This is a genomic window from Bacillus sp. PK5-006 (assembly GCF_054161415.1).
In genome coordinates this window covers 3,323,680-3,349,941 of sequence record NZ_CP096414.1, presented here as the reverse complement: position 1 = coordinate 3,349,941, position 26,262 = coordinate 3,323,680, and the positions used below count along the sequence as shown (strand labels likewise).

The following is a 26,262-nucleotide window of genomic DNA, read 5'->3' as shown; positions in this document are numbered from 1 at the left end:
GGAACTCATATGAAACCATCAATTATGAACCAATCAAATGTACATGAATCAATGGATACGATTTTACAAGATGTACAGAGAACCATTTTACAAACCAACGAAATCGAACGCTTCGCTGTTTTTTCTCGTGAAAAAACCATTCGACCGCGGCCATATCACCTCTCTCATTTATTTCTCGACAATCACATGGAGCAGGAGGCCGCATCTGAATCGATACAGACGCAAACGGCTTCCCCTGCTTTAGCGGACATGCCGCCCGCCCTTTCCTATGGAGGGGATCTAGATGTTAAGGCAGGAGCCCAAACCTTGCAGGACGCCTTAACGGAGGCGGCAAAAACGACAAATGGGCTGACTTATATCGTCAATAGTGAAAATGAACTCACACAATCCTACGCGCAGTTAAAGGAGGATGCCGAGCGGGTTCTGACAGGTTTAAGGGCGCTCGGACTTGAACCAGGTGATCCAGTGTTCTTTCAGTTTTCATCCAATCATGCGATGGTAACAGCCTTTTGGGCGTGTGTGTTAGGGGGATTTGTTCCAACACTAGTGTCCGCTGCACCGACCTATCGTGAAATGAATGCCTCTGTGAAGAAGCTTCATCATGCGTGGAACCTGCTGGAGCATCCGCTCATTTTAACAGATGACTCGCTGGTTGATGAGGTGCAAGGCTTAGCTTTATTGTGGCATACAGACAAGTTACGTGTCGCAGCCGTTGAGCCGATGCTTTCTTTAGAAAGAGATATAGAAGCTTATCCCGCGTCACCGGATGATTCAGTCTTTTTTATCTTAACGTCTGGAAGCACAGGGATGCCCAAATGCGTAGAGCATTCTCATCGAAGCGTGCTGGCGAATGTCAAAGGAACAGTGGCAGCCAATGGGTTTACACAAGAGGATGTGTCGTTAGACTGGATGCCTTTAGATCATATTGGCGGTATTGTGATGTTTCACCTTGTCAATGTGTACACGGGCTGTGAACAGGTTCGGGCAAGAACAGATGATTTTATCGCTCAGCCGCTGCGCTGGCTTGACTGGATGGACCGCTACCGTGCAACGAAGACATGGGCGCCTAACTTTGCATTTGCGATGATCAATGATTATGAGAAAGACATCTCATCAGGATCTTGGGATCTTTCTGCTATGACTTGTATGATCAATGGGGCTGAAGCGGTCGTACCGAAGACGATTCACCGATTTTTACACTTGCTGGCTCCGCACGGCTTAAAGGGAGACGTCATGAGACCGGCATTCGGCATGTCTGAAATCTCTTCAGCCGTTGTCTTCTCTTTTGCGATAGAGCGGGGAGATGAAAGCAGCGGGGTTCTAACCTTTGAGGAAACATCACTCACAGAGCAGCTAAGACCAGCGGAGGCACGTGAGACAGGAACCGTCAGCTTTACAGAGCTGGGAAGACCAATTCCTGGTATCACGATTCGTATCGTTAATCATCAGCATGAGCTTCTTCCCGAAGATCATATTGGCAGTGTGCAAATTAAAGGGCCGACGACAATGAAGGGCTATTACAAGAATGACGAAGCGAATCAAGAAGTCTTTCAAACAGACGGCTGGTTTCACACAGGGGATTTAGGTTTTCTGCACGAAGGAAGGCTGACATTAACCGGAAGAGAAAAAGACATGATCATCATCAACGGGAAAAATTATCACAACTATGAAATAGAAGTCATTACAGAGGAAGTACCCGGCGTCGAAACGAGCTTTGTAGCCGCTTGTTCTGCCCGGATGGAAGCATCTGCATCCGACGAGCTGATTCTCTTTTTTACACCGAAGCTGTATGAACCTTCTTATATCATGAGGGCAAGTCAGAATATCAAAACCCATATTGCAACAAAAATGGGGTTGACTGCATGGCGTGTGATCCCTGTCCAGAAGCACGCCTTTCCGAAAACAAGCTCTGGAAAAATAGAAAGGGCACAGCTCAAGAAGCGATGGCAGGAAGGCGAATTCGATGAAATCATCAAGGAGCTGGACATCAGACTTGAAAATGAGCACACCTTGCCTGATTGGAGTTTACAAAAGAAGTGGACACCTGCTCCGCTTCATGAAGCGGAAAAACAAACAGAAGGGGACACGGTGATCTTTGCAGACACATTAGGGCTGGCAGATCAATTGAGATCCCTTTCAAGCAATGAACAAACTTATATTACGGTTGAACCGGGGCAAGCATTCACACAACTCACACAAACACACTTCATCATCCACCCGAATCGGCCGTCTGACTACGAACAACTCTTTGAGACGCTCCGTTCGTATGGCGTTTCGGTGAAACAAATCATTCACCTTTGGAACTACACAACTCAAGAAGATACACTTCATGCAGCGTTGGCGAAAGAAGCCCAGAAAACAGGCAGTATGAGTGCACTATATGTAACTAAAGCGGTCGCTGCCTATGATGAGCCGGTAGAGATCACCTTTGTCTCTGCCAATGCGATGAATTTGCCGGAAGATCAAACACATGATGTGGAGAAAGCAACGACAGCAGGACTGATGACAGCTGTTCAGCATGAATGGCCGTTTATCAAGGTGCGGTGTCTTGATTTTTCTCTGACAGAACCGGATGCTGGCCGTTCTCATGCATCATCGATCATGACAGAGCTCACACATGACACAAGCCATCATATCGCCGCTTATCGTGAAGGTGTTCGTTATACTCCTCTTTTAACACCGCTTCATCTGGAAAAAGAACAGAGGATGAAGAAGCCGCCATTTGAATCATCCGGGCTTTACGTGATGACAGGCGGGCTTGGCGGCATTGGGAGGATGCTTAGTGAGTACCTGCTGACATCCTATCAAGCGCATCTAGTGCTAGTTGGAAGAAAAGCGCGAGAGGCTTTATCTGCGGAGCAGCAAGACGTATTGATTTCACTTGAGAATCAAGCGGAAAAGCACGGAGGTACAGTTCTTTATGAAAAAGTGGACATCACTGACGCAAAAGCCATTGAAGACCTGATCTCAAGAGAGGAGACGGCATTAGGTAAAAGGCTGCATGGCGTTATTCATTTCGCTGGCATCATTCAAGAAGAGCTGCTTCGTGATATGACGTCTGTGTCATTACATGCGATGTACGAAGCGAAGGTATATGGCACGATTGCGCTTCATGAAGCAGCCTCTAAACGGGAGAATGTCTTATTCCTTTCTAGCTCGTCAGCTCGAACGTTAAAGGGCGGGATGACCGTTGGCGCTTATTGTGCGGCCAATGAGTTCGTTGAACAATTTGCTCATTATCAGAGGCTGACATCTACAGTAAAACCATATTGCTTTAGCTTTAGCATGTGGGATAAGACCGGAATGAGTGAAGGTTCGATGATCAAAGGCATGCTAAAAGAAAGGGGCTATCTCCCGATTCAAAAGCGGGCGGGCATTCAAACTATGCTGGCATGCTTGATGACAGATGCTCCCCTCATTTATATCGGGCTGGATCGGTCGAAGCAGGAAATTCAAGAGATGATACAGGGGGAGACTCAAACAGAGCAGGTCATATATGTCTTTTTCAAAACCGATCAAACAAAGGCTGTTGAAGAAAGGCTGTATCAGTCCATTTATACGTGTATACAGTCTCGTCTCTCTGGTGAATATTCCGTCCATCTATATCCTGAAGAATACTGGAAAGAAACAGAGGATGGGATGCCGGACGAAGTGCATTTCAATGAATTAATAGAGGAAAGTGGACATGCTTCAGAGGACAAAGCACCTCAAACTGAGACGGAGAAACTCTTGGCACACATTTGGTCCGAGCTGCTTGATGTCTCAAACATCAGCTGTGGTGATCATTTCTTTCTACTCGGAGGTCATTCGCTCAAGGCAACGCAAATGCTGTCTGCTGTTAGACAGAAAACGGGATTTGACGTGCCGCTCGCTGTTCTTTTTGAGCATACGAGACTTGGAGAGTTAGCGGAGTGGATTGATTCACATGCCAAAGCCGATGAAGCGATTCTGATACGGAAAATAGAAAAGGGTCAGGAGCTTCCGATGTCCTATGCCCAGCAAAGACAGTGGTTTCTCTATCAATTACAGCCCGATCTAGCATTATACAATAATACGATTTCCTTTCGGATGAATGGACCTTTAGATGTAAAGGTGCTTCAGCGCAGCCTGCAGCAAATGGTGCAAAGGCATGAATCACTCAGAACATCCTTTGCGATGAACGGCGATGAACCGGTACAGATCATACATGAGCATATGACTCTTCCAGCGCTTGAGGTGGTCGATGTATCGGATTTGGCATCACAGAAAGAAAAAGAACAAAAAGCGGCTGAGTGGGCGAAAAAAGAAGCGGGCACGCCTTTCCGCTTAGAGCATGATGCACTCTTTCGCACGAAGCTGATTCGGCTGTCAGAAACAGATCATTTGCTGCTGATGTCCATTCACCACATCGTGTCAGATGGCTGGTCGATTGGCATTGCCGCAAAGGAGCTGTCCGAATGGTATACAGCGATCATCGAAGGGAGAGAGCCTGTTCTCTCACCGCTGCCGATTCAATATGCAGATTACGCACTATGGCAGAAGGAGTATTTGACGGGAGAAACGCTTCAGAAGCAGCTTTCCTATTGGAAGGAGCAATTTGCGGTACCTGTGGAAGAGTTGATGCTGCCGTATGACTACACGCGTCCGGCCGTTCAATCTTATAGGGGAAAAACGAAAAAATACCGCTTATCGAAGCCGCTGTCTGACCAGCTGTCTGCTATTTCTCAGAAAACAGACAGCACCCTTTATATGACATTACTTTCGGCTTTCTCTACCTTGCTGCATCGATTGTCTTCACAGGATGAGTTTGTCATTGGATCCGTCATTGCCGGGAGAAATCGGACGGAGATGGAGCAGCTCATCGGATTTTTCGTGAATACGCTGGCACTTCGGATCGATCATAGCGGGAATCCGGCTTTCACAGAGCTATTAGAGCGAGTGAAGGAAACAACAATGGGTGCCTATGCGCATCAGGATGTGCCGTTTGAGATGGTCGTAGATGAGCTGAATATTGTACGTGAGGCTGGGAAGCAGCCGCTGTTTCAGGTCATGTTCGTTCTGCAAAACCTGCCCCTTGAAGCTTCTCCGATGGGTGAGGTGACATCTGTTTTAGCTATTGAAGATAATGATACAGCCAAATTCGATCTCTCTCTGTTTGTTTTTGAAGGGGCGGAGGGTCTTCAATTAAAACTAGAGTATGATGCAGACTTATTTTCTGACGACACGATGGAACGGTTCCTTCGTTACTACGAGCAGCTGCTTGCATGTATTTGTGAAAATCCAGCACAGCCGATCAGACAAATGAATTATCTGCCAGAGAAAGAGAGGCAGCAGCTGCTCTATGAATGGAGCGGCAAAACAGAACAACTAGCAGGCCCGCTTCTCATCACAGAACGGTTTGAAGCACAGGTGAAAAAGACACCTCATGCGATCGCCCTCGAATCTGGGGGAAAACAGTGGACGTATCAGGAGTTACAAGAGAAAGTCGACCGGCTTGCCGCTTATCTGCAGCAGCGAGGAGTGAAGCCGCATGAACCAGTAGGGCTTCTGATCGACAGGTCGCCTGAAATGATTTTTGGGGTGCTGGCGATTGTGAAAGCAGGCGGGGCCTACGTCCCAATTGATCCTGAATATCCAGATGCACGCATTGATTATATGCTGAGGGATACAGGTATTCAGCTGTTACTGACAAAAAATGAATGGCTGAAACAAGTCTCGATCAGTCAAACCGAGCTCATTTGTCTTGATCAGGGGTATGAAGAGTTTTTATCAGAGGCAGAATTCAAACCTGCTGCTTTAAAACCTGATGGACTCGCTTATATCAATTACACATCAGGATCAACCGGTCAGCCAAAAGGGGTTTTAATTCCACATCAAGCGGTCATCCGGCTTGTATGCGAAACAGATTATGTCACCCTTAATGAACAAACGCGTATTTTACAAATCGCGAGCTTTTCCTTTGATGCCTTTACGTATGAAATATGGGGAGCCCTGCTCAACGGGGGAAGGCTGATACTGACTGATCGAAATACGATCTTATCAATGGATACACTCGCTGACACGCTGACATCTTACAAGATCACAACAGGATTTCTGACAGTGCCGCTGTTTAACCGATTAACAGAGGAACATCCAGAAGCTTTATCTGGATTCGATGCCTTATTGGTCGGCGGTGATGCTTTGTCAGCTGCTCATATCCGTAAAGCGCTGCCGTATTTACCTGAAGGCCTTTTAAACGGCTATGGACCAACTGAGAATACGACGTTCTCCTGTGTGCATCACATTCGGGCACTGGATGAGGGGCAGGTGGCGGTTCCTATCGGTCAGCCAATTGCGTATTCTCAGGCCTATGTACTAGACGACCAGCTACAGCCGGTTCCGCAAGGTGTTATTGGAGAGATTTACGTAGGAGGTACAGGGCTTGCACTCGGATACCTTGGAGATGAAGAAAAAACATCGCAATCATTTATCCCGCATCCTTTCCAAGAAGGAGCGCGTTTATATAAAACAGGCGATATGGGCCGCTGGCTGCCAAACGGCATCATCGACTGCCTTGGAAGAATCGATCATCAAGTGAAAATTCGCGGGCACCGCGTCGAATGCGGAGAAATTGAAGCTGCTATGCTGCGCTTTGAAGACATCATAGAATGTGCGGTCATTCCGCATCAGCATGAGAGTGGTCATAAGCGATTGATCGGTTACTTTGTCCAAAAGGGCAGCATGACCACGCAAGACATTCGCCATCAATTAAAAGAAATACTGCCAGATTATATGGTGCCAAGCCTATTAATAGAGCTGGAGGAACTCCCGCTCACGGCAAATGGCAAGGTAGATCAAAAACGTCTCCCGCCGCCAGAGTGGAGACAGGAAGAAGTGGACAAACCGGCTGACAGGGCACTCAGTGAGGAAGAGCGTGTACTGGAAAAAGTATGGACTCAGCTGCTCGGTACGCCTTCGATTGGCGTACATGATAACTACTTTGAGCTTGGCGGAGATTCGATTATTGTCATACAAATGGTGGCGCGCTTAGCACAGGAAGGCTATGTCATTCAGCCGAGAGATGTATTTGAAAAACAGACGATTTCACAGCTGGCACTTGCTATGAAAAGGTCAGATGCTGCTGCGTTCTATGATCAGTCGCCTGTCACAGGAGATGTTCGTCTGCTTCCAATCCAATCATGGTTCTTTGAGCAATCAATGACAAACCAAGATTATTGGAATTTATCAGCGCATATGGAATTCAAGCAATCCATACAGCTAAAGCAGCTGACACAGGTTCTCTCAAAAATTGTCGATCATCACGATATGCTGAGAGCGGTATATACAAAAGCAGAAGATGGCTCGTGGATTCAAACCATTCGTGAGCCTGGCATCACCCCTTGTGTCTCCTTCTTTGATTTGACGGGTGTTTCTCAGGAGGAAGCGCTGGAACAAATCCGCATGGAGACCGCCGCCTGTCAAGGAACGTTGTCATTAGAACGGGGAGAAGTCATCAAAGCCATTCTTTTTCACACAAGTGATGGCACGTCTGAACTCTTTATCGCTGCCCATCATCTTGTAATGGATGGAATCTCATGGCGCATCATACAGGAAGACCTATTAAATGGACTGAAGCAGCTTGCGGCAGGGCAGGAAATCGCGCTTGCAAAGAAAACTGCGTCCTATCAGCAGTGGGCAGAGACTCTTTATGAATATGCACAAACCGATCAATTACAAGAGCAGGTTCCTTTTTGGCAAAATATCATCAGTCAAGAGGAAGAGGGTTCTCCTTTTCAAACACCTGCGCTTTTCAATATAGAAGAACATGCAGAGATCCTGTCTATTCAATTGACGAAGGATCAAACAGATATTTTATTAAGACAGGCATCACAAGCGTACCGAACAGAGGTAAACGATTTACTCTTATCAGGACTCACACAAGCCGTTGGAAAGCCGCTGCTCATCACGTTAGAAGGGCACGGGCGCGAGGATTTATTTGAACAGATGGATTTGTCACGAACAGTCGGATGGTTTACAAGCTCTTATCCTATTTTTATTCCTTTTATTCAAACCGATATTGAGAGACAAATCAAAGATGTCAAAGAAACCTTAAGAGCTGTGCCGCAAAAGGGAATCGGCTATGGCTTGCTTCAATACATGACAGCATCTCGTTTACTCAAAAAGGCCGCGCCGCAAATGAGCTTTAATTATCTTGGACAGTTAGATCAAATAGACGGTGAAGCACATCTTTATTTAGCAGATGAACGAAATGGACTTGTACATGATCCAAAAGCAGAAAGACAGCATTTGATCGATGTATACGGATATGTTGTGAACGGTCAGCTTCAGATGAATTTTATGATAAACCGTGAACTGCTTCAGTATGAAGAGGTGCGCCTGTTACCTGAACGGTTCAAAGAAAAAATGGAGGATATTCTGACGCATTGTGTAGAGACAAAAGGCGGCTTTACGCCATCTGATTTTCCAATGGTTCAGCTGACGCAAGAGCAAATCGATGATCTCCCAGACAATGTAGTGGATGTGTATCCACTATCCCCAATGCAGCAAGGGATGCTGTTTCATGCTCTATTAGATCAAGCGTCACAGGCGTATTTTGGTCAAGTGCATATGACGCTCGTAGGCTTAACGGACGGCGCAGCCTATGAAAAGGCCTGGAATCTGCTTGTAGAGCGGCATTCGATTTTGCGGACAACATTTGCTTGGGAAGGGCTAAAGGAGCCTGTTCAGTTGATTCAATCAGAAGGAAGCATTCATCTCACTCAGCACGATGTGCGCCACCTGAGCGAAACGGATCAGAAGGAAGCCATCCAGCAATATTTGCAAACAGATCGTTTAAAGGATTTCAAACTAGAAGATACGGATGAACCGCTGATTCGTATTACTTTATTCCATCGGGATGAAAACACATGCACGTTTATTTTTAGCTTTCATCATATTTTAATCGATGGCTGGAGCTTGTTCAGCTTTATTGAAGAATCCTTTTCTTTGTACCGCTCTCTTGTGGATGAACGGGAGGTGGATCTTCCTGCTGTCCGTCCATATAAAGATTTTATCGAGTGGCTGCAAAAGCAGGATCAAGAGAAGGCGCTAGCGTTCTGGAAAGGTTATATGTCAGGAGTAGAGGAGGCTACACCGCTACCAGGAGACGGCGGGCAGGCTTCGGATGAAGATGCAGGTGTTGATCAACTAAGTATCAAACTAACGCCCGAGATGCAGCAGAAACTCGAAAAGATGACAGGCACGCAGAAGGTGACAATGAGCACATTGATTCAAACAGCATGGGGGCTGCTTTTGCATCTTCATTCAGGATCAGAGGATGTTGTGTTCGGAGTGACAGTATCAGGACGGCCGGCGGATTTACCACAGGTTGAAAGCATGACAGGGCTCTTTATTAACACATTGCCGCTCCGTTTGCCGATCACGCCAGAGTGGACCATTTCCAAGCTGCTGGCACATACGCAGGACACAGTTTTTCAGATGCGGGAATTCGAATATACCGTACTGCCAGATATTCAGCAGCTGACCCACATCCCGAATGGAGATTCATTGTTTAACAGCATTGTCGTGTTTGAAAACTATCCGATTGAATCTATCGAGCCATACGGGGTACGCATTTTAGACATTGCGAGTCATGAAGAAACGAACTATGATCTGACCCTTGTGGCAGTTCCGGGAGATACGCTGGAGCTGCGGGTCACATACCGCTTCAATCAATATACAGAAAAGCAAATACAAGCGCTGATGCAGCAGCTGATCCACACACTTGAAGCGATGACAGAACAAATGGAGATACCTCTCTCTTCCTTCACGATCGTCACGAATGAAGAAAAAGAGCGGATGATCACCGATTGGGCGAAAAACGCACAAGTCAGCGTGCTGTACCCAGATCAAGAAGAGGTCTATTCAGGTGTGCATGATCCTTCCTGTGAGACGGAAATATATGTCCTGAGCGAAGAGCATCAGCTCATGCCGGTAGGATTTTCTGGAGATGTTTTTATCGGCGCAAAGGATATTAAAGCAATTTGCGGGGAGCTTGCCGATTGGATGGAGACGCATAAAATTCCGCATCCATTCAAACATCAAACTGGCGAATACCTCTATCCGACAGGGGATGTCGGCGTTTGGACTGAAGAAAACAAGATTCAGATTTTGGATTGGATGTAGGAGGAGAAGAACGATGCTAGTGAGTAGACGAAAAGGACATGCAGCAAATCATATCGTCAGAATCAATGGAAAACGGATGGACCTCAAAGCATTAGAGCAAGTCATGATGCTTCATTTTCCGCTTAAGGAATGTGCCATCATTCCGAAGAAAAATCAAGAAGGCAGTCTATCGCTTGTGCTATTTGCACAGGCGAAGGACCCTTCGCTGACAAGGGAGGACCTGATGAAAGGTCCACTTCACCCTCATGAAGTACCAGCTGCTCTTGTCTTATTACCTTCTTTGCCAAAGACAGAAAGTGGAGCAGTTGACAAAGAGGCACTGCTTTCAATTGAAATCATAGATCAAGAGGAATTAAGAAAGATAGAAGAGCGCACCAAAGCTATAGATGGAGTAGAGGAAGCGGCCGCTTTCATTGAAATTCAGTCAGAAAAACGTACGCCCTATCATCTAGATGACCTGTTTCCTGATCGACAGCGTACTCAAGGGAACGGACCGATTTCAAAAAGTGAAGCGGGCAAAACAAAACCATCATCTCTACATGAGAAGCCGCCCGCACTTGTGTATGGCGGAGATGTGATCAAAAAACCAGGCACACCTGTCACACTGACAGAGGTGCTGATTCGATCAGCCTTTATGTCACCAGACCGCGGGGTGACTTATTTAAAAGAAGGCGGGCGTACGTTGACCCAAACCTATCCTGAATTACTAACTAGCGCTGAACGTGTTCTGTCCGGTTTAAGGGCAGCAGGACTGTCAAACGGTGATCAAGTGTTACTTCAATTGAAAGAACATCAAGATTTTATCACGGTGTTCTGGGGCTGTATTCTCGGAGGAATCATTCCGACCCCAGTCTCTGTGCCGCCTGTTTATGATGAAGTGAATCAAGGTGTGAATAAGCTGAAGGGCGTGTTTCAGCTGCAAAATGAACCTTTCATTATTACGAATGAAGCAAGTGCTGAGGACATTGCTGGGCTGCGTGAGACATTTGAAGCAAAGGTCATGCCTATCTTAACAATTGAAGCATTGCTGGCGTATGAACCAGATGAACAGCATTATGAGCCAGAGCCGGATGAGCCTGTGCTGCAGCTGCTGTCTTCAGGAAGTACGGGTATACCAAAGTGTATCCGTCATCATCATCAAAGCATTTTATCTAGAATTATGGCCTTTGAGCAGGTAAACGGCTTTACACATGAGGATGTGTCGCTTAACTGGATGCCGCTTGATCATGTTGGTGGAATTGTCATGTTTCATGTACATGACGTCTACCTTGGCTGCCAGCAGATTAGTCCCTCCATCGATCAATTTATCGAGCGGCCGATGGTGTGGCTGGATTGGGTAGAAACATACGGTGTCACAAGGACATGGGCGCCAAACTTTGCCTTTGCCATGATGAATGAATATGAGGACGAGATTCGTAAGGGGAGCTGGGATCTGTCTACTCTGACTTATATCATGAATGCAGCCGAAGCGGTTGTTCCGAAAGTCACGCAGCGCTTCTTGCACATGATGGGGCAGCACGGATTAAGCCGTCATGCGATGGTACCTGCTTACGGTATGTCAGAAACATCCTCAGCCATTGTTCAGTCAAAGAAATTTATGCGGAACAGTGAACAGGATGGACAGCTGACGATTGATCAGGCCTCGTTAACAAGTGAGATCGAATATGTGACGCACGATCATCCGAACAAGATGACGTTTACAGAAGTCGGCACGCCGATTCCGTCTGTATGGATTCGAATTGTAGATGAGCATCACGAGGTGCTGCCAGAAGATCAGGTTGGGCGCTTGCAGGTGAAGAGTCCAACAATTATGATGGGCTACTATCAAAATGAAGAAGCCAATCAAGAAGTTTTTGCGGAAAACGGCTGGTTTCACACGGGGGATTTAGGCTTTATTCACGAAGGGCGTCTCGTTCTGACAGGTCGAGAAAAAGACATCATTGTGATCAACGGCGCTAACTATTTGAATTACGAAATTGAAGCGGTTGTAGAAGAGGTGGACGGAGTCGAAGTCACCTTTGCCGCTGCGTACGGCATTTATAATCCCGAATCAAGCAATGACACGCTTGCCGTCTTTTTTGTCTCACAAAGGGATTCAATAGAGGAACAAATCGCGATAATTCAACAGATAAGAGAGGCCATCATTCGAAAAATTGGCATAGAGCCTGATCACATCATTCCGGTGAAAAAGGACCAATTTCCAAAAACGGAGAGTGGGAAAATCCAGCGTGCCCAGTTAGGCGCAGCACTAAAAGATGGAGCCTTCCGTGACATTGAACAGGCACTGGATCTTGCTTCTGAAAATGAACAAACACTCCCAGACTGGTTTTTCAAACGCATTTGGGCTAAGGAGCATATCGGTCCAACTCAGCCTTTTACTGATCATGTACTCGTTTTTGAAGATGAAAAAGGACTTTATCAATCGCTTTACACACAATTTGAACAAAAGAATCAGCCATATGTTTCTGTAAGAAAAGGGCATGAATTTTTGCGTCTGTCCAAAGGGATGTACCAGATAAATCCGAGAATCAAGGGGGATTACGTCAGGCTCATTGCCGCACTTGAAGCAGATGAACTAAAGATCGGCCGCATGCTCCATCTGTGGAATGTGTCAGACAAAGAAGACATCGTTGATCCTGCGCAGTTCAAAGAGCTGCATGCCAGCACCAATCAATCCATTTTGTACTTGTATCAAGCATTGAGACAAGCAAATAAAGTGCCTATCCGTCTTGTCGTTGTGACAAAAGGTGGTCAATTTGTGAAGCCTGAAGACGATCTTCATGTGGAGAAAACGCCGCTTGTAGGTCTGCTAAAAACCATTCCGCAAGAATGGGAAGGAGCAGAGGTGTCTCATCTTGATATTGAAGCGGAGAATGTAGAACAGGATGCCAAGCATATTGCGGAAGAATTGTCTGCGATTCATATAAAAGCAGAGGTTTCTTACCGAAATGGAGACAGATTCGTACCAAAGCTGGAAAAAGTCAATATGATTGAAGCGCCTCAAACAGAAGGATTTTTAGAATATGAAGGTCTTTATTTATTAACTGGAGGACTTGGCGGGATTGGGTTTGAGCTGTCTAAGCAGATGCTCCAATTTGGCTTAAAGCTCGTCTTGATCGGACGTACATCTCTAGAAGACAGCTTGGAAAAGAAAGAAGCCTTCTCACAGCTTAAAGATGCTGGTGACGTCATTTATATCCAAGCAGATGTGACCAACTTCCGTGACGTCGAACAGGCGATTTATCAAACAGAAAAGCATTTTGGACAATCGATCCGGGGTGTGCTGCATTTGGCCGGTGCTGGTCATGTGTCTGAGCATTTTCAGCATGCGGACAAGTATACACTGGCTCATACGTCAGAAGAGGATTTCACAAAAGAAATGTCAGGGAAAGCAGACGGGGCATGGGTCCTGCAGGAAGCCTTTAAGTATGATCCGACAGTACCGTTTGTCTTTTTTGGATCGGTCAATGGCTTTTTTGGCGGCACAACATTTGGGGCATACTCTGCGGCCAACAGCTTTTTAGATGGACTCGCGCACGCTCTCACCTTTCAAGAAGGAAGACGAGCGATCTCTTTGAACTTCAGTATGTGGGATAATCTCGGTTTGTCTAAGGGGCATACCGGAGCAGCTCTCACCGTTCGCAAGGGATTTCAATTGATTGGAAAGAAGCAAGGTCTCCATTCATTATGTCTAGGTGTCCGGCTCAATGAAGCGCATCTATTTATTGGTCTGGACGGAGCAAATCCAGACATCGCCGGGTATCTTCAGCCAGCTCCCATACCGGTCTTTGAGAAAAAGCTTTTTTACACCGTTCAGCCTGGCGAAGAAGTGAATGTTGAAGAGATCACGAGCGTCGCAGCAAGCAAATGGGACATTCAGCAAGTACAGGAAATACCGAAAAAGCAAGATGGCTCTATTGATCATGAAGCACTCAAATTGAATCATGACAAAAATGGACAAAGCCTTGAAAAGCAATTGCCAGAAACGAAGACAGAGCAGCTTCTTGCCGCCATATGGGAGGACATTTTAGATGTAGATCGCGTGTATAAAGAGGATCAATTCTTCGACCTTGGCGGACATTCACTAAAGGCGACTCAAACCATTTCCCGGATCAATCATGAATTTTCAATGAAGGCGCCTTTAAAAATATTATTTGAAAGCAAACATCTGGCACATCTGGCGAAAATGGTTGATGACATCAAAGGGGCGCCAGCCGTTCAGGAAGCTAAAATTCCAAAGCTTGAAAAGCAAACAAGCTATGAGCTGTCACATGCCCAGAAGCGTATTTGGTTCTTATCCACATTAGAAAAGAGCCATCATTACAATATATTAGGTGCTTGGAAGCTGACAGGACCATTACACATTCAAGCATTAACAAAAGCGATTGGTCTTTTAACAAAGCGGCATGAAGCACTTAGGGCAGTATTTAAATCACTTGGCGGCAAGCCGGTTCAACTCATTCGTGAAGACCTTCCGCCATCTGTGACAGTGGCAAATTTCTCGTTATTTAATGAAAAAACAAGAGCGAGAAGACTCAAGCAGCTCATTCAGCAAGAGGCAGACCGCGTTTATGATTTAGAAAGAGGACCTCTTGCGCAGTGGACGATAGTAGATATGGGCAAGGAGGAGTATTATCTCCTTTGCGCGCAGCACCACATCATTTCAGATGCATGGTCACTCAGCCTGCTCATTCAGGAATTAGAAGTGGCGTATGAAGCGCTGCTTGCAGATGAAACGCCGCAGCTCCCAGCCTTAGAAATCGAATGGACAGACTATGTACATTGGGAAAATGAACAATTAAAGCATCATCAAGAAGACCAAACCTATTGGCTCAATACGTTACAAGGTGAACTTCCAGTGCTGGAGCTGCCGTTTGACCGTCCTCGTCCGCCGGTTCAAACATTTAACGGTGCTACAGAGCAAATCGTACTGGATGAACCGCTTATCCGCCGCTTGCAGGCTTTGTCCAAGCAGCAGGGCACGACATTGTTCATGACGATGCTGTCCGCGTACTACGTCCTGCTTCACAAGCTGTCCGGACAGACAGATATCATCATTGGATCGCCTATCGCGGGCCGGGATGCCAAGCAATCAGAGCAGCTCGTTGGGATGTTTGTGAATACACTTGCGCTGAGACAGGACGTCTCAACAGCAGAGACGTTCGCCGATCTTTTGGAAAACGTGAAAGAGATGACGTTAAAAGCGTTTGAGCATCAGCATTATCCATTTGACAAGCTTGTCGATGACCTTTCGTTAGATAGAGATTTAAGCCGATCCCCTATTTTTCAGGCGGCCATGGGGTATGTCACCGATTCGCTCGATGTAAACCTTAAAGGGCTGACAAGTGAACATGTGATGGTCCATCATACAGTATCTAAATTTGATCTCACCCTGCATGTATTTGAACAGGAAGAGCAGCTGTCGATTCAGGTGGAATACAATACGGACTTATTTGATCAAGAGACCGTCCATCGTTATATGAACTATTATCTCCATGTGCTAGATGGCATGACGGCACAGCCTGAGCGTACATTTGCTGATTATTGCTTAATGGACAAAGCGGAACAGGCGGCCATGATTCTAGGGAAAAATCAAACAGATACGCCATATCCAAAGCGAACGCTTCAAGAATTGTTTGAAGAGCAGGTGAATCGTGATCCGCATCGTATTGCCTTGTCCTATATGGATGAACACATGACATATGAAACCTTGGATAAGAAGGCAACAAAGCTTGCTGCTTACTTGCAGTCAAAAGGGATTGGACCAGGCTCCCTTGTCCCGATGCTATTTGATCGCTCCTTTGACATGATTGTGTCGGTCCTAGGAATCATCAAATCTGGTGCTGCATATGTTCCGATGTCACCTGAATATCCTGATGCACGCATCCGTCTCATCGTTCGTGATACGCAAAGCGATGTGATCATCACCCAGTCTCATCTTGCAGATCGTCTAGTAGGCTTTACAGGTACAAGGATTATTATGGACAAGCCAATACCAGAAACAAATGCAGTGTATCAAAGAGAATCATCGATTATAGATGAAGACCAGATCGCCTATGTCAATTACACATCAGGCTCAACAGGTACACCAAAAGGCGTGATGCTTCCTCATGCAGGAGTTGTCCGCTTAGTTAGAGAAACAAACTATATCAAGCTCGGTCCAGATGACAAAATGCTTCAGCTCTCAAACTATGCTTTTGATGCTTTTACATTTGAATTATGGGGGATGCTGCTGAATGGCGGTCAGCTGATTCTGCTCCCAAAATATGCAGCACTGAATATGGAAGAATTAACGCAATTCATCAAAACGTATCAAGTGACTGCCAACTGTCTGCCAACCGCTTTATTTAATCGACTGGTGGAGCACGATCCGAAAAGTGTGGCAGGCTACCGCACATTACTCGTTGGCGGGGAAGCCATGTCTAGTGAGCATGCACGAAAGGCACTGCCGCATATGGAAGGTGCGCTCGTCAATGCTTACGGTCCAACAGAAAATACGACATTAGCCACAACACATCAAGTCACACACGTGCCAGTAGGCGCAAAATCAGTTCCAATTGGTGTGCCGGTGTCGAACTCAACTGTCGTCATACTGGACGATGCGCTCAACCCAGTACCAACAGGCGTCAAAGGAGAAATTTATATCGGCGGAACTGGTCTTGCTAAAGGCTATCTTCATGATCCAGAGCAGACAAAGGAGCGATTTATTGACAATCCTTTTCCTGAACTAAAGGGAGACAAGCTGTATCGTTCAGGCGACCTTGGTACATGGCGATCAGATGGCACCATTGAATATCTCGGCCGAAAAGATCATCTAGTGAAAATTAGAGGCTACCGAATTGAATGCGGAGAAATTGAGACAGCCCTGCTCAAGCATCCACAAGTCAAAGAATGTACAGTCATCGCCAAAACGTATGGCAGCTCAAAACGGCTGGCGGCCTACCTTGTAACAAACGGAGACAATCCTGTTCCGGGCTGGAAAGCCTTTTTGCAGGAAAGCCTGCCAGGCTATATGATTCCAAGTTACTTTATCGTACTGGATGAAATGCCGGTGACAACGAACGGAAAGGTTGATCAAAAAGCATTGCCAGAGCCAACAGAAACAATTTCCCTTTCCCATGATGACGACAAACCGGTCACCGAAACGGAGGAGCGGATTGTCGCAGCTTTCAAGGAAGTGCTTGGTGTGAAGCAAGTAGGTATGCATGACTCCTTCTTTGATCTGGGCGGCGATTCCATTATGAGTATTCAGGCTGTGGCCAAATTAAAAGAAAAAGGTGTTCGTGTTGATCCAAAATGGATTTTCATGCACCCGGCGCCTGCGCAATTAGCCGCACATTTGGATGCAGTGCCAGAAGCCGCTGAGAACGTCGAAAGGTCTCCGAAGGACTACGTGATCGAGCTGAAAAAAGGCGATCCAGCCGAACCGAGAATATTCTTCGCGCCGCCTGCTGGTGGAACGGTGATGGGCTATATTGATGTTGCTAAGCTCATGACACATCAAGGTGCTGTGTATGCCTTGCAGTCTCCTGGTCTATATGAGGATGAAGAGCCGCAATTCCTCCATTACACGGAGCTTGTGACCCTTTTTATAGAAGCCATTGAAACGTTCTATCGTCCGGGGATTGACTATCTCGCAGGGCATTCAATGGGCGGGCATCTTGCCTACGGAATGAATCAGCGGCTCTCTCATGCAGGAAAAGCACCGAAAGGACTCATCATTTTAGATACGGTCCCAGTGCTAAGAGATGAGGCAGATCAGGCACTTCATGCCGATATGAACGAAGAAGAAGTAAAAATGCTCGCGCTTGTCCTTGGAATGGGGAACCTGGTCGGCATTCAGCCAGAAGCTTTACAAGGATTGAGCTTCCAAGAAGTGAAGCAGAAAATTCTCAAAGAGGCAGAAAAGGATGAAGTTGTTCATCAATTCATGAATGATCAATATTTAGATAAATATTTGCAAATGCAAACGCATAATACGATCATGTCACAAGCCATTGAATTAGAAAAAGAACCATTTCCTGTGCCATTTTATATTGTCCAAAGCAGTGATCACGCAAGCGATTTCCAGAAGAAGTTCGCAGATTGGGAGGCTTATACGAAAGAGTCGTGCTCGTATTACCACATCAAAGGCGATCATGTCACCATGATGAAAAGACCGCAGGCAGATGAACTGGCACGGATTCTTCAAACGATTATAAAGGGGTAAAGACGTATGAATCAGTTATTGAAAACCTTTGAAAAAAAATCAGATCTCATTCAGCTTATTTGTTTTCCTTTTGCCGGCGGATATTCCGCCTCATACCGTCCGCTCTTTGAACAGCTAAAAGACGTGGCCGAAGTCACAGCAGCAGAGCCCCCAGGGCACGGCACCAATCTCATGCCGCTTGAATCAAGCATTGACCGGCTGGCAGAGCTGTATAAAGAAGGACTTACGGACAAATTGAACCGCCCATTTATTCTGTTTGGACATTCAATGGGAGGGCTTGTGGTATACAGACTAACCCAGCTGCTAGAAAAGGAAGGAATTTATCCTGCAGCAGTGGTGATCTCAGCCATTCAGCCTCCGCAAACAAAACGGCAGATGCTGACGCATTTATCCAATGAAGCATTTGTACAGCATATTGCCGAAATGGGCGGGATTCCAAAGGAATTACTAGAGAACAAACCAATGATGGATTACTTTACACCGTCATTGCGTGCAGACTACCGGGCACTGGAAACCTTCCAGCACACAGATCAATCGATTATCGATACACCTGTTTATTTATTCAATGGAAAGCAAGATGAGAAATGCATGCAGGATGCAAGCGGCTGGTTAAAATGGGCAAAAACCATCGAACGCACCAATTTCGATGGAGGCCACATGTACATCAACACACACCTTGAGCCATTTGCAGAGCAGATGAGACATGTCATTGAGCTTGCAGCCAAGCAGCAATTGATCAGACATTAAAAAAGAAAGCGGCTCTCTATAAGAGGCCGCTTTTTCTTATGAATGCTGTTTCTTCACCACATTCCCGCCAATCACCCCGCCAATGACCAGGACCCCTCCGAGGAGATGGTACCAATCAATCGTTTCGTGTAAAATGAGAACTCCGGCGGCGACCGTGATAAACGCGGATAAATTGTTAAAGATGCTGACCTTTGCCGCTTCTAGCTGCGAGAGTGCATAGTTTGATAAATATGCGGTAAGAAGAGATGAAAGAATACCTAAAAAGAGCATCGACCAAACAAAGGATGCTTCTGTAAATGGACTGAAAAACTCCGGCAATGAGCCATTGATCGAATGCCGGATAAGCGCGGCGGCATTGAAAAAGACAAAGCCACAGAAGGTCATCACAAAGGTGAGTTCAATCACATGGAAGCGTTTTGTAATCACTCTGGCAAACACACTATATGCACTGGATGACAAGGCTGAAAGTAAAATCAGCACATAGCCGATGAAGTGAGAATGTTTGACATCAATTCCCTTCATGACAAAGAGAAGCATCACCCCGCACACAGAAAGAAAGGTAAACAGCACTTGTATCCATGTCGCACGTTCCTTTAAAAACCAGGCTGCCAGCAGCATCGTCAAAATGGGAATCGTCGCTTGAATGATGCCAGCCTCTGAAGAAGATGTATACATCAATCCCCACACTTGAAAAGCAAAGAACAAAACAGGGTAAAGCAAGGAAAACGGTACGATGTAAATGAGATCACGCCATTGAATGGATATGCGATACTTTTTTCGTAGAAACGGATACAGCAATAGAGCGGCTGCAAAAGAAACAGTAAAGCGGTGTGCCAATAAATCGATTGGATTTGCTGATTCTAATGCGATTTTGACAAACAAAAAGGAAAAACCAATGATAGAGGCGTATGCGATCGCGGCAGCATACGCTTTTTGTTTTGACATATTCATAACGTGACTCCTTACATGAGCATGCATGCTTCAAATGAATTGACCGGTTCTGTTCTTCTATCGTAATCGGATCATCTAACGTGTACAATAAGAGAACATGATATCTGTACCGGTACAAGGAGGAAATAGCGTGAGGAAATATGATCAGCTTGTCTCGAGTTTAAAAGAAAAAATGGATTCAGGTGAGTACAGCGCTGGAATGAAAATTCCCTCCATTCGCCACTTAGCGGCTCAATATGCAGTGAGTAAAAGCACTGTCATCAAAGCGCTGGACACATTGGAGCGTGAACATCTGCTGTATTCTGTAGAAAGGAGCGGCTATTATGTCGTGAAAACGAAGCAATCAGCAGGTAAGCAGGACAGCACATGGATTGATTTTGCTTCATCTGCACCTGATCCCGTTGTGTTTCCATATGTCGATTTCCAGCACTGCATCAACCAAGCGATCGATTTGTATCAAAATGACTTATTTATTTATGGCACATCCAACGGTTTACCATCCCTGCTGCCAGTCATTTCAAAGCGATTAATGGATTATCAAGTGTTTGCTCATCCAGAACAGATCGTCATGACCTCTGGTATTCAGCTCGCTTTATCCATTTTAAGCACCATCCCTTTTCCGAATGGAAAACAAACCATACTAGTCGAACAGCCGGGGTATCACTTATATCTCCAATATTTAGAGAAAAACCAATTGCCTGTGCGTGGAATTCAACGGACGGAAAAAGGGATCGATCTGATCGAATTAGAACGTATCTTTCGAGAAGAGGAGATTCGTTTTTTCTATACGATGCCAAGATTTCAAAACCCGCTTGGAACGAGTTTATCAAAGCAAGAAAAAAGAGCGATTGCAGCCCTTGCTGAGAAATATGATGTCTACATTGTTGAGGATGATTATCTAGCAGATTTAGAATTCGATACAAAAAGAGACCCGATCTATTCATACGATCAGGCAGGAAAGGTTATTTATTTGAAAAGCTTTTCTAAAATCATCTTTCCGGGGCTACGAACAGGAGCTGTCGTTTTACCTGAAGAACTGATTACACCTTTTAGCGAACACAAACGGCTGATTGATATCGACAGCTCCATGCTGTCCCAGGCAGCTTTAGAAATCTATTTAAAAAGCGGGATGTTTGAGCGGCATAGAGACAGGATGCGGGCGAGCTATCGAAACCGCTCCAAGCAGCTCGTGGCAAGTTTAAAAAATGATGATCAAAGCGCTTATCAGCTGGGAGAATGGGAGCCTGCTACCCATACACATGTACGTGTCGACCGGTCGATTCCAATGAACCAGCTCATTCAGCAGCTGAAAAAGGCATCTGTTTCCATTCAGCCAATTGACCGCCATTACCTGAAGGCCTATCAAAAGGACCCGATTTTTCAGCTGAACATCTGGCAGGTGAAAGAAGAGCAGATCACACGCGGAGTCGATCTATTAAAGACGGTATTTCAGCAAATCACGCGTTATTAAAGGCGGGACAGTACATCACTGCAAGTGAGTCTCTCAACGCTATCAGCCGCAGCAGACTTTCGTGTGCATACCGCCATTTGGTAGGCAGGGTCAAGTGAATATGTTTGAACAAAGCAAGCCGTTTCATGATCAGGTAATGTCAACGAAGCCTGTCCATCTGCTGACAGACGGGCTGTAAAGGACGAAAGCCCATAGGATAAGCCTTTTCCAGTCAGCTTGATAAACGCCTCCTTCATTGACCATAGATGAAAGAAATAGGCTTCCTGCCTTTCTGTTGGCTGTGAGAGTAAATCCTGATACTCATCCGCTGAAAAAAATCGTTTGGCAATCGCCAGATCAATAGGTTTGATTTCCTCAATATCAATGCCAACAGGTGCATCATCTACTGCGCAAACGACCCAATTGCCAGAATGAGAAAGATTAAAATGAAAAGAAGGAAGATGCCGGACAACTGGCTTGCCATTGCCCTCAGTTTCAAAAACGATCTGATCCATAGGCAGATCATACATATCATGGACCGTTTGACGAACCAGCACCTCACCTAACAAGGTTCTTCTTGCATCGATCAAAAAACGAAAGCGTTCAGCCGCAGCACGTTTTTCAGATGACACAAAGAGTTTCAGCCGCTCTATTTGTTGTCGTGCATCAATTTCATCTAAGTGTTGTAATTGGATAGCATATATTTTCATAACGAACCTCTAATTTTTTACATTGATTGTACCATTGGAGAGTGCCGCGTAAAAGGGTCCATTAACGTAAAAAGGCAGCGAGCCTCGCTGCTTTTACGTCTGATTCACGATGTGGACACCATTCGGATCAATTGTATTCATTTCATCAACATCCGTCATGTTCACGTTAAGCAAGGAAAGCTGTTCTCCTTTTTGCCAGTGAATGGGCTGATGCAAAGGTGATAGCAGCTGATCCACTTTAGGTGTCTGTGACAAATCAGGAACAGCAATTGTCATAGCGTGCAGCGCATCGGTTCCCGTTTCAATGACATCTTTACGCCGCTGTAACTCAAGCCTTAAACGAAGAGGTGTCGAAAGAAACGTTCTCCGTTCCCCAGCTTGGATTGGCCAGTTTAGTTCTTTAGCTTGTGCAAGCAGTTGATCATATTCTTCGTCTGAGACAAGAAAGCCGATGTGATCAAAAAGGACTTTTTTGCTATAGCCAAATGTGATATTGATCTGGCCTTTTCTCATTTCGATGATTCGAAAGGTCGGCTGCTCTTCTCTAAAATCTTCCCAAGTGAGCGGGGGATGAAAGGAGCCATCTTTTGTGAAACGACCTTTTACCTCAAAGCCTAGCGAACGATATGCTTGCTCTGTCTCTTCAACAAATGGTGTCCAGTAATGATAGTGGAAAAGCTGCATAGTCTCCATCTCCTGTGCGTGAATATTCTGTTTATTTATTTTAGCACAAGAAAAGCCATTCTAATTATAGAATGGCTTGTTCTCATCTAGTCAGGGTTTGAACAGGTTTTTCGGCTGTTTTTGTAATGAGCAGCTCCAGAAGCCGTGTTGATTGCGGCAAGGAGAAACGAAGGACAAGACCTGTGAAGATCGCAGTCAAAATCGTTCCAATGCCAATCGGTCCACCGAGCATCCATGCAAACAAAAGCACTGTTAACTCAATGCCATTTCGAACCCACTGTACGTTCAGTCCCGTTTTCGCTGAGATGAGCAGCATTAATGAGTCCCGTGGCCCAGCGCCAAGATTAGCTGAAACATAAATGCCAACGCCATATCCAGAAACAACAACACCTGTAATAAATACATATAAGGCCGGTAAATATCCGTGCGGCGCAGGTAATATCGCATTAAAGAAATCAATAAACACGCCAATCAGCACCATATTCAGTAAAGCGCCGATCTTTGGAAATGATTTCGTAAAAATAGAAGTCAGTGTCACAATAAGTGCACCAATAATAATGGACCATTGTCCAATTGTGAGTCCAAAATGCTGAAACAGTCCGTAGTGGAAAGCGTCCCAAGGACCAATCCCAAGGATCTTCCCTTTCACTGTCAGCGATAGTCCAAAAGCTAGTACGATCAATCCAACAAAATAAAAAAACCAACGTAAAAGATGTTCCCGCTTCAAAAGCATTCCCTTCTTTCTTAAACACTCGAGTTCAATCGTAACATACTACCGCGCCCCTTTAAATGGCTTTGTTCAATTGTAATCGCTTACTTTTAAAAAGATAAAAAAAGGCTGTCCTCACCACGTGAGAACAGCCTTTTTTCATCATACTGGATTTAATATCCGGTTTAAGAATTGTTTTGTTCGTTCTTCTTTTGGTCGTTTGAAGATTTCTTCCGGGGGACCTTGTTCGACGATGACGCCGCCATCAATAAAAATCACTTCGTCTGCTACTTCTTGGGCAAACTTGATTTCATGTGTGACAACTGCCATGGTCCAGCCTTCCTTCGCTAGATCCTTCATGACCTTTAAGACTTCTCCGACAAGCTCAGGGTCAAGCGCAGAGGTTGGTTCATCAAAAAGCATAAGCTCTGGCTGAATGGCAAGTGCACGGGCAATCCCGACACGCTGCTTTTGACCGCCTGAGAGCTGGAAAGGATACAGGTCTTTTTTATCTTCCAGACCGACCTTTTGCAAGAGCTGAATGGCTTCCTTTCGAACCGTTTCCTTTGGACGGCGCTGCACCTGAACAGGACCTTCCATCACATTTTCAAGCACTGTACGGTGAGGAAACAGGTGATAATCCTGAAACACCATTCCTGATTTCCGGCGTAACTTCAGGAGATCAGCTGATTTATTTTTTTTTGAAAAATCAATCGAGAAATCATCGAAGGTAAAGGAGCCGCCATTTGGTATTTCAAGTGCATTTAAACAGCGAAGCATCGTTGTTTTTCCTGAACCAGATGGACCGAGAATGGCCACAACCTGCCCTTTGTTGATCGAAAAATCAATCGACTTTAAAATCTCATTATCCCCAAAGGATTTCTTTAAGCCTTTGACTGTTAGCATGTCGTTTCCTCCTTACCTTGCGACATATCGATCAAGTCGTTTTTCAATTTGATGCTGAACGAGCGATAGAATGAAGCAGAATACCCAATAGATGAGGGCTGCTTCCATATAAATAAACAAGATTTGATCCAAGTTCGCCGCAGCAATTTCCTGTGATTTACGGAACATCTCTGCCACGAGAATTTGGGAGGCAAGGGATGTATCCTTCACCAAACTAATAAATGAATTAGACAGCGGTGGAATCGATACACGCACAGCCTGCGGTAAAATCACGCGGACGAGCGTTTTGCGATGCGTCATTCCGATTGAATAACCAGCTTCCCATTGTCCTTTTGGAACAGACAGGACAGATGCACGGATAATTTCCGACGCATACGCACCTACGTTTAAAGAAAAAGCAATAATGGCACTTGGATATGGATCAAGTGTGATATTAAATGTCGGAAAGAAATAGAAAATAATAAACAATTGCACAAAAAGCGGCGTTCCGCGAACGGCCGACACATAGATGGAGAAAATCCATCTGAGGGCTTTAATCTTAGACATTCTAGCAAGAGCTGTCACAAGCGCGATAAAAATACCAATAATAAAGGCAATGATGGCGAGGGGAATTGTATAATAAATCCCCTGCATCACCATTGGCCAAAAAGATTGCTGAAGAAGATCCCAAGGAATGACGACTCCTAGGATATTATTTTGTAACATCTTCACCAAACCATTTCTTAGAAATCTTAGCAAGTGTACCGTCTTTCTTCATTTCTTTTAATGCGCCATTCACTTTGTCAACGACTTCGCCGCTGCCTTTTCTGAATGCGAAATACGTTTCTTGAGGATCTCCTGTTTCAAATGCAACTTTTAGGTTTTTGTTACCGCTTGTTTTCAAGTAATTTAATACAGCCAATTTGTCATTGAACGTTAGATCAGCACGTCCTTGCTGAATCAATTGAATGGATTGTGCAAGACCTTCAACGCCTTCAATCTTAGCGCCAGCATCTGTTGCTAATTTATTGTAGTTACTTGTTAACGATTGTGCTGCTTTTTTGCCTTTGACATCAGATAGTTTCTTGATGTCGTTGTTATCTGATTTTGTCACAACAATAGCTTGAGAAGTCGTGTATTTATCAGAGAAATCATATTGATTTTCACGTCCAGTTTTCCCAACTTGGTTTGCTACCACGTCAAAACGTTTTGCATTCAGTCCAGCAAACATACTGTCCCATTGTGTTTCTTTGAATTCAGGTTTTAAGTCAAGGCGTTTTGCTACTTCTGTGATGACTTCTACATCATAGCCAGTTAATTTATCTGTCTTTTTGTCATGGAAAGTGAAAGGAGCATAAGTACCCTCTGTTCCGATGGTTAATACACCTTTATCCTGAATGGATTTCCAAAGGTCGCCTGATTCCTTAGACCCAGATTGTTTATTCGCGTTGTCGCTTGCACCTGATCCACATGCTGTGATCAATGCAACACAAACGCCTAAAATAATGGCAAAGAACATTTTTTTCATTTTATTCCCCACTTTTCTTGTTGGTATTTACAACATATGATCTTACAGAGAAGCAACCTAAAAGTAAAGCATTTGAAACTAGCTTGAGCGAATCTCACCAACTTTATGCCCTCAAACGGTCGAACGGACAAACGATAGAACTATACCCAAGTTAAAAGGTGAATAAAACCAATCACAAGTTCAAGATGATTAAGATGATTTGATTGGTGGAACGTGCTAAAAGCAGAATGACTTGTGACAAAAGTG

General features: G+C 45.2%; 11 protein-coding genes. 4 read left to right on the top strand and 7 right to left on the bottom strand.

Features of this window, described 5'->3' with window-relative positions; all coding sequences use genetic code 11:
* Positions 1-9: 9 nt before the first annotated feature.
* The 3 genes from M1D84_RS17150 to M1D84_RS17140 are packed head-to-tail and all read left to right on the top strand — an operon-like array spanning position 10 to position 19,099.
* Entirely contained in the window at positions 10-10,143 is a 10,134-nt protein-coding gene (locus tag M1D84_RS17150; RefSeq protein WP_458106344.1) for an amino acid adenylation domain-containing protein, read from the top strand.
* 13 nt (positions 10,144-10,156) lie between these two features.
* A complete protein-coding gene (locus tag M1D84_RS17145; protein ID WP_440179665.1) occupies positions 10,157-18,352 on the top strand; it encodes an amino acid adenylation domain-containing protein in 8,196 nt (2,731 codons plus the stop codon).
* Positions 18,353-18,358: 6 nt separating this feature from the next.
* The gene (locus tag M1D84_RS17140; RefSeq protein ID WP_076840714.1) at positions 18,359-19,099 is read left to right on the top strand and encodes a thioesterase II family protein; all 741 of its coding nucleotides are present in this window, start codon (positions 18,359-18,361) and stop codon (positions 19,097-19,099) included.
* A gap of 36 nt (positions 19,100-19,135) precedes the next feature.
* On the opposite strand, the gene M1D84_RS17135 is transcribed toward M1D84_RS17140, so the two are convergent.
* Positions 19,136-20,050, bottom strand: coding sequence for a DMT family transporter (locus tag M1D84_RS17135; RefSeq protein WP_270126082.1), 915 nt, complete (start codon positions 20,048-20,050; stop codon positions 19,136-19,138).
* A 130-nt stretch (positions 20,051-20,180) separates the two neighbouring features.
* Here M1D84_RS17135 and M1D84_RS17130 point away from each other — a divergent pair, with 130 nt between their 5' ends.
* Positions 20,181-21,521 carry an aminotransferase-like domain-containing protein gene (locus M1D84_RS17130; RefSeq protein WP_332285341.1) on the top strand — a complete coding sequence of 447 codons (1,341 nt, stop codon included), beginning with the start codon at positions 20,181-20,183 and terminating at the stop codon, positions 21,519-21,521.
* On the opposite strand, the gene M1D84_RS17125 is transcribed toward M1D84_RS17130, so the two are convergent.
* The 6 genes from M1D84_RS17125 to tcyA all read right to left on the bottom strand — a co-directional run bounded on the left by M1D84_RS17125 (position 21,518) and on the right by tcyA (position 26,016).
* Complete coding sequence (locus M1D84_RS17125) at positions 21,518-22,210, bottom strand: 4'-phosphopantetheinyl transferase family protein (RefSeq protein WP_247721751.1); 693 nt, start codon at positions 22,208-22,210, stop codon at positions 21,518-21,520. The two genes, M1D84_RS17130 and M1D84_RS17125, sit on opposite strands and share 4 nt — an antisense overlap.
* A gap of 93 nt (positions 22,211-22,303) precedes the next feature.
* Positions 22,304-22,894, bottom strand: a complete 591-nt coding sequence (locus M1D84_RS17120) for a hypothetical protein (protein ID WP_332285338.1) — start codon at positions 22,892-22,894, stop codon at positions 22,304-22,306.
* 82 nt (positions 22,895-22,976) lie between these two features.
* A complete protein-coding gene (locus tag M1D84_RS17115) occupies positions 22,977-23,621 on the bottom strand; it encodes a YczE/YyaS/YitT family protein (protein WP_024427289.1) in 645 nt (214 codons plus the stop codon).
* A 144-nt stretch (positions 23,622-23,765) separates the two neighbouring features.
* Entirely contained in the window at positions 23,766-24,509 is a 744-nt protein-coding gene (locus M1D84_RS17110) for an amino acid ABC transporter ATP-binding protein (RefSeq protein WP_306654728.1), read from the bottom strand.
* 12 nt (positions 24,510-24,521) lie between these two features.
* Positions 24,522-25,214 carry an amino acid ABC transporter permease gene (locus M1D84_RS17105; protein ID WP_024424286.1) on the bottom strand — a complete coding sequence of 231 codons (693 nt, stop codon included), beginning with the start codon at positions 25,212-25,214 and terminating at the stop codon, positions 24,522-24,524.
* Complete coding sequence (gene tcyA / locus M1D84_RS17100) at positions 25,201-26,016, bottom strand: cystine ABC transporter substrate-binding lipoprotein TcyA (RefSeq protein WP_024424285.1); 816 nt, start codon at positions 26,014-26,016, stop codon at positions 25,201-25,203. Before tcyA ends, M1D84_RS17105 begins: the two co-directional genes overlap by 14 nt.
* Between the last annotated feature and the right edge of the window lie 246 nt (positions 26,017-26,262).